General features: G+C 69.9%; 11 protein-coding genes. 5 read left to right on the top strand and 6 right to left on the bottom strand.

Annotated features, from left to right (window positions below):
- The first annotated feature begins 337 nt into the window (after window positions 1-337).
- The 4 genes from ACOHX0_RS20035 (at window position 338) to purN (ending at window position 3,856) form a co-directional block, all read left to right on the top strand.
- Complete coding sequence (locus ACOHX0_RS20035; protein WP_420679008.1) at window positions 338-1,186, top strand: phytanoyl-CoA dioxygenase family protein; 849 nt, start codon at window positions 338-340, stop codon at window positions 1,184-1,186.
- Window positions 1,187-1,311: 125 nt separating this feature from the next.
- The gene (locus ACOHX0_RS20030) at window positions 1,312-2,136 is read left to right on the top strand and encodes a phytanoyl-CoA dioxygenase family protein (RefSeq protein ID WP_420679007.1); all 825 of its coding nucleotides are present in this window, start codon (window positions 1,312-1,314) and stop codon (window positions 2,134-2,136) included.
- Between the two features lie 50 nt (window positions 2,137-2,186).
- Entirely contained in the window at window positions 2,187-3,182 is a 996-nt protein-coding gene (locus tag ACOHX0_RS20025) for a hypothetical protein (RefSeq protein ID WP_420679006.1), read from the top strand.
- A gap of 2 nt (window positions 3,183-3,184) precedes the next feature.
- Entirely contained in the window at window positions 3,185-3,856 is a 672-nt protein-coding gene (purN, locus tag ACOHX0_RS20020; protein WP_420679005.1) for a phosphoribosylglycinamide formyltransferase, read from the top strand.
- 152 nt (window positions 3,857-4,008) lie between these two features.
- Here the strand turns inward: purN and ACOHX0_RS20015 are convergent, their stop codons facing one another.
- From ACOHX0_RS20015 to ACOHX0_RS19990, 6 genes are all read right to left on the bottom strand, one after another.
- Entirely contained in the window at window positions 4,009-4,317 is a 309-nt protein-coding gene (locus ACOHX0_RS20015) for a hypothetical protein (RefSeq protein ID WP_420679004.1), read from the bottom strand.
- A 182-nt stretch (window positions 4,318-4,499) separates the two neighbouring features.
- Window positions 4,500-5,243: a YjbF family lipoprotein gene (locus ACOHX0_RS20010; RefSeq protein WP_420679003.1), complete on the bottom strand. Its 744-nt coding sequence runs from the start codon at window positions 5,241-5,243 to the stop codon at window positions 4,500-4,502.
- Window positions 5,240-7,579, bottom strand: coding sequence for a YjbH domain-containing protein (locus ACOHX0_RS20005; RefSeq protein ID WP_420679002.1), 2,340 nt, complete (start codon window positions 7,577-7,579; stop codon window positions 5,240-5,242). Before ACOHX0_RS20005 ends, ACOHX0_RS20010 begins: the two co-directional genes overlap by 4 nt.
- Window positions 7,580-7,864: 285 nt before the next feature.
- Window positions 7,865-9,742 (bottom strand): polysaccharide biosynthesis protein, encoded by a 1,878-nt coding sequence (locus tag ACOHX0_RS20000; protein WP_420679001.1) that lies wholly within the window; start codon window positions 9,740-9,742, stop codon window positions 7,865-7,867.
- Window positions 9,743-10,079: 337 nt separating this feature from the next.
- A complete protein-coding gene (locus tag ACOHX0_RS19995) occupies window positions 10,080-10,691 on the bottom strand; it encodes a sugar transferase (protein ID WP_420679000.1) in 612 nt (203 codons plus the stop codon).
- The gene (locus ACOHX0_RS19990) at window positions 10,688-11,593 is read right to left on the bottom strand and encodes an NAD-dependent epimerase/dehydratase family protein (RefSeq protein WP_420678999.1); all 906 of its coding nucleotides are present in this window, start codon (window positions 11,591-11,593) and stop codon (window positions 10,688-10,690) included. The genes ACOHX0_RS19995 and ACOHX0_RS19990 overlap by 4 nt, the downstream gene beginning before the upstream one ends.
- 88 nt (window positions 11,594-11,681) lie before the next feature.
- Here ACOHX0_RS19990 and ACOHX0_RS19985 point away from each other — a divergent pair, with 88 nt between their 5' ends.
- Entirely contained in the window at window positions 11,682-12,800 is a 1,119-nt protein-coding gene (locus ACOHX0_RS19985) for a polysaccharide biosynthesis/export family protein (RefSeq protein ID WP_420678998.1), read from the top strand.
- Window positions 12,801-12,880 lie beyond the last annotated feature (80 nt).

Genomic DNA, 12,880 nt, shown 5'->3' with positions numbered 1-12,880 from the left:
CCCTCTCCCCCGGCCCCCGGAGCCGCCGGCCTCCTGCTCAATCCGGATTAGGGCTTGCCTACTCCCAAATGGGGACTACGCTCCAGTTGCCAGGATGAAAGGCCAACACTACCCTCAAATTGCACAGCGTGTGCTGCGGCCGGAAACTCCGCAGGGGGACCGCATGAGGGGGGCTGTGGTTTTGCATGGATTTGCATGCCCGTCCGCAGGCAGACGCGTGACGCAGACGAGTTATTAGGTGGAAAATGCCTTCTGCCGCAAACGCCTGAAGAGGCGCGGCCGCCGGTGCCCGGGGCCTGCGGGAGCATGACCAGGGCATGTCAGTACGAGGGTTATTATGGATCAGACCGTTTCTCCGGCAGCTGCCGGCGCAGATGCCGCAGCTGCAATTGCCGCAATCGAAAAACACGGGTTTGCCCGCGTGCCGCAGGCCTTCAGCAAGGACACGGTGGCCGAGGCGCTGGAGCGGGTCCAGCACTGGTTCGACAAGACGCTGAACGCGCAATCCGACCGCATGCCGCGGCTGAACAAGGCGCAGCCGATGGTCTACAACCTGCAGAGCAAGGACATCTTCTTCTCCAGGCTCATCCTCAACACGCCCGTCATCGAGGACGTGCTCAAGCATTTCCTCAACGACAAGTGGTTCTCCTCGCTGCCGGCCGAGGATCCGAACTACATCCTGCGCTCGTTCCTCGCGCGCAGCAGCAACCACCGGATGCCGATGCATATCGACTCCTTCGTGCCCTACACCGGCGACTTCCCGTTCATCATGCAGTGCTCGATCCTGCTGGAGGACCAGACCAGGGAGAACGGCTGCACCGTCATCGTGCCGCGCTCGCACAAGACCGGCCAGTATGCCGATCCGGACTCGCATGAGACCGCGGTGCCGCTGGAGGCAAAGGCGGGCGATCTGATCTTCTGGGACAGCCGCATCTGGCACGGCGCCGGGGAGAATACCAGCGGCGGCACCCGCTGGTCGATCATCGCCACCTTCTGCCGCTGGTGGATCAAGCAGGCCTTCGACATTCCCGGCAACCTGCCGCAGGAAATCTATGACCAGATGTCCCCCCGCGAGCGGGCGGTGATGGGCTATTGCTCGGTGCCCTATGACGACGAGACCTGCGGCATCGACATGAAGCGCAACTACGGGCTGCTGCCGGAAAAGGTCGAGGACTACCGGTTCTGACACCCGGCCCGGCGGCCCGGCGGCCCGGCAGCCCGGGGGCGCGGGCGCACGGGGCGGGGGCACGGCAAAGACACGCGGACAAAAGCGCCCGGGGCGGCGCAGAAGCAAAAAGGGATGGGGGTTCCATGCAAAGATTCGACATTGGCGATATCCGCCAGCTGATACCGGAGGCCGACTCCGGCACTTTCGCGCCGGAGATCTACCGGCAGACCGGCTTCTTCGTGCTGCGCGGCGCGGTCCCTGAGGACCAGGTCCGGGCCTGGCAGCAGGAATGGCAGGCCTTCAACGCCAAGGTGCTGGCGGGCAAGCGGCAGGTCGATCCGTTCAACCCGGTGCACGTGCACGAGGCCACGCCGGACGCGCTGGCGCAGATCCACGCCAATCCGGACATCCTGGATGTGCTGGAGCAGCTCTACCCCGATCTGGCGCTGTTCATGCAGCGCTTCGTGATCAAGGACAGCAGCAGCCGCAAGCCGGTCTTCCCGCACAGCGATTTCGCCTATGATTACGGCTTTCCCGAGAAGACCACCGTGTTCATCCCGCTCAGCCCCTCGAACAAGGACAATGGCGGCATCTCCTTCTACCCGGGCACCAACCACTTCGGCTACATGGGCGATGCGGGCGAGGTGAACACCGGTATCCTGGCGCCGGACTGGCCGCTGGTCTGCCCGGAGCTGGAGCCCGGCGACATTGCCCTGTGCCATACCTGCACCTGGCATTGCTCGCCCGCCTATTCCAGCGGGCCGGACCGGATCCTGGTGCAGGCCACCTACCAGCCCGCCTCCGACCCTAGCAGCACCCGGCTGCTGCGCGGCGAGTGGCAGACGCGCTACCGGCTCTCCGAGCTGCCGCGCGAGAGCTTCTTTAACCGCTGCCGCTCCAGCCGGCTGAAGGAGCTGCAGGCGCAGGTCGACCAGCAGGAGGCGGCAGCGGAACGCGCCGCCGGCTGACCCGCCGCCCGCCGTCCCCGCCGCCATCCGCCGACAGAGGAGACCTGCCCATGGATGTGCCCGTGGAACTGCCTGAAGACGTGCCCCGGGACCTGCCCGGAAACACGCAGGGCGGCCCGCCCGCCCGCCCCGCGGCGGCAGAGGCCGCCGCGCCCGGCTACCGCAGCGCGGGGTATGCCGCCGCCTTTGCCGGCCTCGGCCGCCCGCTCCCCCTGCCGCAGAGCGGCGGCTGGCTGCTGGAGCGGGAAATCCCCGGCACCGCCCTCAGCGATGCGATGGGGCTCTACCCGCTGCTCTGCTGCGCGGACTGGACGGCGCTGCCGCAGGACCTCGAAGAGGCCGGTGCCGCCGGCCTGGTCAGCGTCACCGCGGTGACCGACCCCTTGGGCGCCTATGACGCGGCGCTGCTCAAGCGCAGCTTTTCCCGGGTCACGCCCTACAAGGAGCATTTCATCGCCGACCTGACCGCGCCGCTCGAAAGCTTCGTGTCGAAATCCCACCGCCAGAACGCGCGCCGGGCGCTGCGCAAGGTCACCGTCGAGGTCTGCGACGAGCCGCTGCGCTATCTCGATGACTGGGTGGAACTTTACGGCGTGCTCGCCCAAAAGCACGGCATCACCGGGCTGCGCGCGTTTTCGCGCGAGTCCTTCGAGCAGCAGTTCCGGGTGCCCGGCATGGTGATGTTCCGCGCCGCCGACGAGGACGGCACCGTCGGGCTGGACCTGTGGTACGCGGATGGCGATGCGGCCCAGGGCCACCTCGCGGCCTTCAGCGACCGCGGCTATGCCAAGAGCGCCTCCTACGCCACCAAGTGGACGCTGCTGAACCACTTTGCGGACAAGCTCCGCTGGGTCAATTTCGGCGGCGTGGCGGGGGCCGCGGACGGCCAGGCCGGCGGGCTTGCGCATTTCAAGCAGGGCTGGAGCACCACCTCCCGTCCCACCTATATCTGCGGCCGCATCTTCGATGAGCAGGCCTATCGCCAATTGACGCGGGGGCTGCCGGAGACCAGCTATTTCCCCGCCTATCGCGGAGGAGAATTCTGAGCATGGCCAAAGCAAAGCCGGATTTCCTGTTTGTGCTGTCAACCGGCGGCGCGCTGATGAGCCGGGTGCTGGAAACCGATACGGTGCGCCGCGCCGCCCATTCCGCCGTCGCCACCGCCGAAGGCCCGGCGCTGGAGGCGGCCCGCGCGCACGGGCTGCCCGCCACAGTGCTGCCCGGCGCCAGCAACGAGGATTTCTGCGGCCAGGTGCTGGATTACGTGCAGGCGCACGGCATCAGCTACATCCTGTCCTTCTACACCCGGTTCTACAGCGCGGAGATCCGCCACGCGATGGCGGACCGGATCATCAATTTCCACCCCTCGCTGCTGCCCGCCTTCAAGGGCATGGACGGCTTCGGCGACGGGCTGCGCTACCACACCCCGGTCATCGGCACCACGGTCGAGCTGATCAAGGATGTGATGGACGAGGGCAAGATCGTCATGCAGTCCGCCTGCGCCAATGACCGCAGCCTGCCGGCGGAGGAGATGCGCCACCGGATCTTCGAGCAGCAATGCAAGACGCTGGTGCAGGTGGTCGACTGGATCGTCCAGGGCCGCCTGTCGGTGGAGGGCGGCCGGGTCAGCATAAGCGGCGCCCGCTACACCACCCCGGAGTTTTCCCCGGCGCTGGAAAACCCCGAAGCCCTGGCCTTCCGCGCCGGGCCGCTCAGGTAACCGGCGCCCGCCGCCCGGCTTCCGCTTCCGCGGGGCCTGCGGCCGCCAGCCGCCGGCTGCGCCGGCCGGCCCGCGGGCAGAAAAGCAAAAACGGGCCCCGGAAGGCCCGTTTCCTGATGTCCGGCCCGCGCCCGGAAGGCGCTGCAGACCCCTTAGTCGGTGGTGGTGGTGGTGCTGCCCGAGGTTTCGTCGTCGCTGGTCACAACGCCAACAACCACAGCGGCGGCGATCACGCCTGCCGCGATGCCGGCTGCGCCCAGGCCGCCGACACCAAGACCTGTGCCCAGGCCTGCGCCTGCGCCTGCACCTGCGCCGCCGGCCCCTGCACCGCCTGCACCGCCCGCGCCGCCGCCGCCGGGGGCAGTGGTGGTTTCGGCGGTGGTGGTGACCACGGCCTGGGCCGACAGGGCGGACGCCGAGGTCATGGCGGCCAGGGCAACAAGGGCGAAGAACTGCTTCATGATCAAACTCCTTTGGAGATCGTAGCAAATGGATCCGTTGAGGCGACCTTAGGGGAGCCACCCCGCCATTTCAACGCAAGGAATAGATGCAAAACCGTTGAAATCCGGTTTGCGGCGGCGATTTTCCGGGGCCGTTGCGGCAAAGCCTCTGCCGGCCGCCCGCGGCCCGGCAGGCGGCGGGCTCAGAGCCGCAGCTGGCGGATTCGCACATAGCCGGTCCCGGGCCCCGCCCATTGCCGCGACTGCCAGACCCGGCCCGCCTGCGCCCCGGTGCCGACCCAATAGTCGTTGACGATGCTGCCGCCGCCGCCGCTGCACTGCTCCTGCAGGTGCCGGGTGGCAAAACCCAGCTCGACGATTTCGATCCGCGCCGGACCCAGGTCGTGCAGCCGGCAGGCCATCTGCAGCCGTATCTGCCCGTTGCCGCGGGCGCGCAGCACATAGCTGCGGGCGCCGCCGCGGGCGGGTCCGGCAACGCCCGCGGCCGCGGGCACATCCGCCGACAGCAGCCCGTTGCCCAGCCCGCGGGTGGCGATCACCATGCCCGCGCGCAGCGCCAGCGAGACATTGTCGGCGGTGCGCCAGACCTCGATTCCGCCGGGAAAGCCGTCGCGGCGGCTGAGCGGCCGGGTCAGATAGGCCTTGGCGTCCCGGTTCTCGATCACCACTTCGAGATAGGCCTGGGTCTGCTGGTCCAGCAGCGCCCGGGTCAGATCGGAGGCCGGCGGCACCGTGCTGCGGCGGCGGGCGATGTACTGGCCCGCGGCGCGCACCACCTCCAGCTCGGCCGAGCTGCGCTCGGGGCCGCGGGTGCAGCCCGCCAGCAGCACCGCCGCCAGCAGCGCCGCCGCCCCGGCCAGACGGGTGGCGGAAAGGGCGGAGACGGGCGCGCGGGCCGCCGCCCGCAGGCACTTCTGCATGCTCATTCCCAGAACCTCGCGCGCTGTTCTTCCAGGCTCTTGCGGTGGGCGGCGCGGATCTGCCCGTAAAGCCGGTCCGGCACATGCACCCGCTGGCCGCCGTCGCGCTGGGTCGGGCGGATGGTGAGCCCGAGCCCGGAGCGCGAGGGCTTGCCCAGGAGCCAGTCGACCGGGATGCGGAAGCGGAAGCCCTTGTCGAAGGAGCCCTCGCCGAACTCCTCGGCCGAAACATCGGTGAGGGTGAAGAAGGCGCCGACCAGGAAGCCGTTGTTGAACTCGCGGTTCAGGCTGAAGGTGCCGCCCAGGTCGCCCGCCAGGTAGCGGCCGGCATCGAGCTGCAGCAGGTAGCCGCGGTCGAGCTCGAAATAGGCCGAGGCATGGCCGGTCAGCACCTCGTAATCGCGAAAGCCGAAGCGCTGGTCGAAATCGCGCTGCTTGACGTAATTGGCCTCCAGCCCCAGGCCGATGCGGCTGTCGGCGGGCTTCCACAGGACCTCGCCCGAGACGCCGCCGAACATGGATTCGAACAGCCCCACGCTGGTGCGGGCATAAAGCGCGCGGCCGGGCTGCCACTGGCGGCTGGCGTAAAGCGACTGCAGCGTGGTGCCGAACTGGGCGTATTCGACCTGGTCGGTGCGCACATGCGGCAGCACCGAGTTGGAGACCCGGCCGTTCTTCACATTGCCCCAGATCCGCTGCCGCAGCGTGCCGGCCAGGCGCCAGCCCGGGGCCGGCGTGTAAGACGCCGTGAGGTCGGCGCCCACGTCCAGGCGGAAGGGCTGCTCGGGGTCGAAATAGGCAGGCGCGGTATAAGGGCTGATCGAGGTGCCGAAGGCGGGATAAAGCCCTTCCGCGCGCAGCGCGCCTGCGGGCTCCGGCCCCGCCTCGGTGACCGCGGCGGCGGCAAACAGCGCATCCGCCGCCTCAGGCGCAAATTCCAGCGCCTCCAGGTCGGCGCGCCGCACCACCACCGCCGCCGGCGCCAGGCCGCGGCGCAGCAGCACCAGGCGGAAGGTCTCCACCGAAGGCGGCATGGTCTGGGCCAAGGCCCGCGCCGCGCGCCCCGCGGCCTGGCCGGTGGAGCGGTAGCGCGGGTTGCGGTAGCGCAGCTCCGCCACCCGGCCGCGGCCGGCCGCGGCATCGGCGGCGGGGCCTGCGGGGAAGGCAAGGCTTTCCAGCACCAGCCCGTCCGCCCGCAGCGCTTCCGCCGCCAGATCGCGCAGCGTGCGCGTCTTGCTTTCGCTCGCGGCCCAGCCGGTCTGCCAGTGGCTGTCCCCGGTGGCCCAGTGGCTGCGCGGCACGATGGGCTGCGGTGCGGGCACCGTCATCGGCGTCGGCGGGTGGTGCGGGTTCAGCTGGATCTGCGCGGTGACCCCGAACTCCGAGCCGTAGAGGTAATAGGCCCCCAGCCGCACCCGCTCGGAATACTGGTACTCCGCCCCGTAGTTGAGCGAGGATTTGCGCTCGAAGACGTCCGAGTCTTCGGTTTCGGTGACATAGGCGTCGGAGGAATATTCCGCCTTCAGGCTGAGCCGCTCGCTGGGCTGCCACTCAAAGCCGCCGAACGGCGCCACCGGGCCGCGGAACCACTGGTCATAAGACAGCTCGCCGCCGGTATCGCCGCCAACGAAGGAGGGCCGCCCGCCGCCGATGCTGCCGATCGCGCCATGCGAGCCCAGCCGCCCCCAGCCCAGGCCCGCCGTCAGCTTCAGCCGGCCCGGGGCGCGGCCGGGGCGGAGCGCCGGGGCGGCAAAGCGCTTGGTGGCGGTCAGGTATTCCGCCGCATAGACCCCGGTGCCCGCGAAATCCTGCAGCCCCAGGGTGACTTCCGGGCGCCAGCGGCTTTCCTGCCAGAGCCGGGCGCGCACATCGAAGCCGCGGTCGTAATAGGTGTCAAAGCCGAACAGGCCGAGGTTGCGGATGCCGTTGTAGCGGAAGGAGGCGCTGAGCCAGGGCAGCGCCTGGAAGGTGATGTTGTAGCGCGAGGTGCCGCCGAACCAGGAGTAGGTCACCGCATATTGCCCGTCCGGCAGCATCTCGGCGCTTGGCATGTCGATCAGGCCGGGGGTGCCGTAGAAGGTGAGGCTCGGCGGCGGCAGCGGTTTCAGCCGCGGCGCCGCGGCGGCGCTGCCCGGCGGCGGCGCCAGCACCCCGCCCGCGCCCGGGTCCGGCACCGGCAGCAGGGCGGCAGAGGGCTGCGCAACGGTCTGGGCGGCGGTCTGGGCGGCGGGCGGCCCGGCCAGCGCCAGCCCGCCCAGGCACAGCGCGGGCAGCAGGCCGAAGCGGCGGGAAAAAACCGGGCACGAAAGGATCTGGCGGGAAAGGATCTTGACTGCGCTCACCGGGGATCTGCCTTCTGCCCTGCCTCTGGCCTTGTTGCGGGCCGGGATCTTCTGCCCCGGGCCCTCTTGCTGTCTCGTTGCTCTGGCCTGCTTAGAGCATGGAACCGCGCGGCGGATCAATTGCGCGGGGCCTGCGCGGGGGCGGTTTTGCCGCCGGTGCAGCCGCCGCGCCGCACTCGCGCCCGTCTCCGGCCCGTCTTCCGTCCTGCCTTCCGTCCTGTTTTCCGGCCCGTGGCCTGTTTCGGGGCCTGTTTCGGGGCCTGTTTCGGGGCCTGGTGCGGCGGCTCAGGAACTGATGCGGCCGGGCTCGCGGGCCTGCAGGTAGCCCTCGACCCAGCGCCCGATCACCTGGCGCGCGGCGGCCTCGTCGCCCGCCGCCACCGCCTGGCGCAGGCTCCTGAGCAGCACCGCCACCTCGATCTCCGACAGCGCGCCCTCGCGGGCGCAGAAGATCTTCGGGTGGCGGGTGTGGATCAGCTCGCCGGTGAGGGTCAGCTCCTCCTCCAGCTTCTCGCCGGGGCGCAGCCCGATGATCTCGATCGCGATGTCGCCTTCCGGGTGGGCGGTATCGCGCACGCTGTAGCCCGCGCTTTCGATCACCTGGCGGGCCAGCTGCAGGATCGGCACCGGCGCCCCCATGTCGAGCACGAAGACCTCGCCGCCCTGGGCCATGTCGCCCGCCTGCAAGACCAGCTGCACCGCCTCGCGGATGGTCATGAAGAAGCGCTTCACCCGCGCGTCGGTCACGGTGACCGGGCCGCCGCGGCTGATCTGCTCCTGGAACAGCGGCACCACCGATCCCGAGGAGCCCAGCACGTTGCCGAAGCGCACCATGGTGAAGACGGTGTTCCGGTGGCGGGTGGCGAGATCCTGCACGATCAGCTCGGCCATGCGCTTGGAGGCGCCCATCACATTGGCCGGGTTCACCGCCTTGTCCGAGGAGATCAGGATGAAGCGCTCGACGCCCGCGCGCGCCGCGGCGCGGGCCAGGGTCTGGGTGCCCAGCACGTTGTTGGCCAGCCCCGGCAGCGGGTTGGCCTCGACCAGCGGCACGTGTTTATAGGCGGCGGCATGCAGCACCACCTGCACGCTGTGGCTGGCCAGCACCATGCGCATCTGGCGCGGATCGGTGACCGAGCCCAGCACCGGCACCAGCTCGACGCCCGCTTCCGCCGCCAGCTGCGCCAGCTCCTGGTGCACGGTGTAAAGCGCCAGTTCCGAAAGCTCGAACAGCACCAGCTTGCGCGGCCGGCAGGCGAGCACCTGGCGGCACAGCTCGGCGCCGATCGAGCCGCCCGCGCCGGAGACCAGCACCACCCGGTCCTGATAAGCCCCCGCCGCCGCCTTCAGCGGCACGTTGCAGGCGGCGCGGCCCAGGAAGGCCTGCGGCGCCACCGGGGTCAGCTTGTCGACCAGCGCCTCCTCGCCGATGAGCTGGGCAAAGGAGGGCAGCGCCTGCACCTCCAGCCCCAGCTGCTGCAGGCGGCGGGTGATCTGGGCCTGTTTCGGCTGGCTTTGCGAGGGCATCGCCAAGAGCACCCGGCGGATCTGCCGCGCCGCGGCGATCTCGCCGATGCGGGCGGGGGCATAGACCGGCAGCCCGACCAGCGTCATCCCCTGCAGCGAGGTGTTGTCATCGGCAAAGGCGACGGGATCGATGCCGTCATGCGCCTTCAGCGCCTGCGCCAGCTGGGTGCCGGTGGTGCCGGCGCCGTAGATCAGCACCCGGCAGCGCGGCCGGACGCGGCGGTAGATGCCCAGCACCAGCTGCAGCAGCACCGCCCGTGCCGCCACCATGGCGAGGAAATAGACGATGGCAAAGACCACATGGGTGCCCGGGGGCAGCGCCGGGCCGAAGCCGCGCGCCAAAAGCCCCAGCAGCAGCGCGCAGGCGCCGGCCAGCAGCGCGCTCTGCGCTGCGGCGTGGCGCTCGTAGGCATTGAGCTGCACATGCGGCAGCCCCAGCCAGAGCGCCAGCACCGCCGCCGCCGCCAGCTCGTAGGGCAACAGCGGCAGCAGGGCCGCCAGGGTGGTGAGCGCGGGATCCGGCAGCGGCTGCACCGCCAGGGTGAACAGCAGCGCCAAGGGCAGCAGCGCCAAGTCCACGGCCAGGAACACCCAGGCCTTCTGGCGCCGCGAAAGCGCGCTGATCAGGTCAAACATTCCCAGCTGCCCCTGCTGTCATAAATTTCTGTCCTGCCCGTTCCTGCCCGTCCCTGCCGTTCGCGGCAGTGTCTCCGGACAAGGTAAATCATACATAAAACACCGGGGGCCCACTGCCGGGCCAACGGCTGAGCGCAGGCGGTTTCCCGCTGCGCGCCGCTGCCGCCTGCCGCTTCGGCCCCCTGCCGCGATCATAGCCGCTTTCCCCGCTATCACAAAACCGGCACCGGCAGAAACCCGCCGCTGCTGCGCTGCGGAAGAAAGCCCGCCACGCATCTGCACACCATTGCAGCAAAGCCACAGCTGCGCGCCAAGGAAGAATTCTTAAAATTTGATTCTACCCGCGGCGGAACATACTGCCAATGGTCTGAAACACCAGATCGAAGTCGTAGCACATGCTCCGGTGGCGCTGGTAAATCAGGTCGAGCCGCGCCTTGGCCGGCACGCAGCGGCGCAGGTAGACGGCATGGGTCTCGGCGGCGCTGGTGCAGCGCGCGAGCAGCGCCGCCTCGTGCCGGTGATAGGCGAGCGACGCGAGCCCGGTGACCCCGGGGCGCGATTTCAGCACCTCGGCATAGAGCGCGGGATCGGCCTCGACATATTGCCGGAGCGGCGGCCGCGGCCCGACAAAGGAGATGTCGCCCCTGACGACGTTCCACAGCTGCGGCAGCTCGTCCAGGCGCTTGGCGCGCAGCCAGGCGCCGGCCGGGGTGATGCGGGCCGCCTTGTCGCCGCCCGACACTCCGGCGTCGCTCCCGGTCTCCGTCATGGTGCGCAGCTTCCACAGGGTGAAGGGCTGATCCACCGCCTTCATGCGCTCGCCGCCATAAAACAGCGGCCGCCCCTCTTTCAGCAGCAGCCAGGCCAGCAGCAAAAGCAGCACCGGCCCCAGCACCGCCACCAGCAGGCTGGCAAAGAAGAGATCGAACATCCGTTTGCGCCAGGTCATCTGCGGCTCTGCCCCATGTTGGTCTGTTTCGTGTTGAAATGCGGCTCTAACGCGGCCCATTCCGCGGCCATCCGGGCCGGGTCCGCGGGCGCGAGGGGGCCCGGCAGCAGCGCCTGCAGCCGGGCGGTGTCCAGTTCCACCGCGGGGATCGCCCCGGGGGCTGCGGCCTGCCAGCTGAAGCCGCGGCCCGCGGCGGTAAGCAGCGCGGCCATCTCCACCGCGCCGGGCTGGGCCAGGTTCAGCACCGCGGGCAGGCCGGGCCGCGCCAGCAGCGCCGCCAGCACCCGGGCAAGGCACGCAGGCCCGATATAGCTGCGCCGCGGGCTCTGCCCGTCCGCAAAACGGTCGAGCCGGAAGCCCGGACGCCAGCCGCCGAGGATGGCATCGAACCCCGCCACATTGCCAATTCTGAGACTGGTGACCGCCACCCCCAGCGCCGCTCCCAGCGCCTGGGCGCGCTGCTCCATCTCCGCCTTGGCGGCGCCATAGGCATTGGCAGGCGCCAGCGGCGCCGCCTCGTCCAGGAGTCCCGGCTGGCTGCCATAGACCGCGGCCGAAGACGCCAGCAGCACCCGCGCCCCCGGTTCCCCCGCAGCTGCGGCGGCGCGCACCGCGGCTTCGCCGAGGCGGATATGGGCGCCCATGTCCTGCATGCCGGGGCCGCCTCTGCCCGGCACCGGCCCGGCCAGGCACAGGAGCACCTGCGCGCCTTCGGCAAAGCCGGCCAGCGCCTCCGGATCGGTGAGCGGGTCGAAGATGTGCCAGCCGGATCGGGGAGCCGGAGAGCCGGGCTGCGGCGCGCGCGCCTGCAGCCGCAGGTCCAGCCCCGCGGCCCCCTGCCGCTGCAACAGCCGCCCGATACGCCCTGTTGCCCCCAGAACCGCCGCCGCGGGAAATGCCATGCCTGCCGCCTGTTGCTGTTGAACCATGCCCGCAAGCCCAGTATCCTCTGGGCAGAAAAAAATCAAAGCAGTTCCAGAGCAGGCTCCCATGCGCAAACTTTTCCTCTGTCTGGCGGCGGCCGGCCTCGCCCTTCTGCCCGCGGCCTGCAGCCGCCTGCCCGGCGGCGCCCCGGCCAGCGAGGAGATCCTGCGCGAATCCGGCGATGCGGAGGCAGGCTTTGCGCTTTACCGGGTGAACCGGGTGCTGCTGCCGCTGGTGGCCGCCTGGCCCGCCACCGGCAGGCAGGAGCGCCTGGGCTGGCTGCCCGCGCATCAGGGCGCCAAGACCCAGATCATCCAGCCCGGCGACCGGGTGTCCTTGAGCATCTGGGACAGCAACGACAATTCGCTCTTGACCGCGCCGGAGCAGAAGATGGTGCAGCTGCAGGACATGAAAGTGGCCGCGAACGGGGCGATCTTCATGCCCTATGTGGGCGATGTGAACGTGAACGGGCTGACCCCGGATCTCGCCCGCGCCAGGCTGCAGGCGGCGCTGGAGCCGGTGGTGCCGTCGGCCCAGGTGCAGCTGGCGATGGCCGAGGGGCGCAACAACTCGGTCGATCTGGTCTCCGGCGTGGCCCAGCCCGGCACCTACCCGATGCCCGACCGCAACTACACGGTGATGGGGCTGATCTCGGCGGGCGGCGGCATCAGCGCGAACCTCAACAACCCGCAGATCCGCCTGGTGCGCGGCCGCAGCATCTATGGCACCTCGGTGGAGACGCTCTTGAACAACCCGCGGCTGGACACGCTGCTCAGGGGCGGCGACCGGGTGTTTGTCGAGGAGGATGCGCGCTATTTCCTCTCCTTCGGGGCCACCGGCAGGGAAGACCTGCACATCTTCACCAAGGACGAGATGTCGGCGATGGACGCAATGTCGGTGGCGGGCGGCTTCCAGGACGGCAAGGCCGACCCAAAGGGGCTTCTGGTGCTGCGCGAATATCCCGCAAGCGCGGTGGCGCCCGGGGTGCAGGGGCCGCGCCAGCAGCGGGTGGTGTTCTCGCTCGACCTGACCTCGGCCGACGGGCTGTTCTCGGCGCGCCAGTTCCAGATCAACCCGGGCGACCTGGTGATGGCGACGGAATCGCCGATCAACGACGCGCTCACCATCTCCAACATCTTCGGCAACTTCTTCGGCGTCTTCAGCCGCACTGGCGTGATCGAGTAGAGCGGGCCGCCGGGGGCGCTCCCGCGCCCGGGCCGCAGCCTCGCAGAGGCTGCCCCCGGCCTTGGGCCGGGCGGCGGGGG

Source organism: Cribrihabitans pelagius (assembly GCF_048820915.1).
In the GTDB taxonomy this organism is placed as follows: domain Bacteria; phylum Pseudomonadota; class Alphaproteobacteria; order Rhodobacterales; family Rhodobacteraceae; genus Cribrihabitans_A; species Cribrihabitans_A pelagius.
This window is presented reverse-complemented; position numbering and strand designations above follow the sequence as displayed.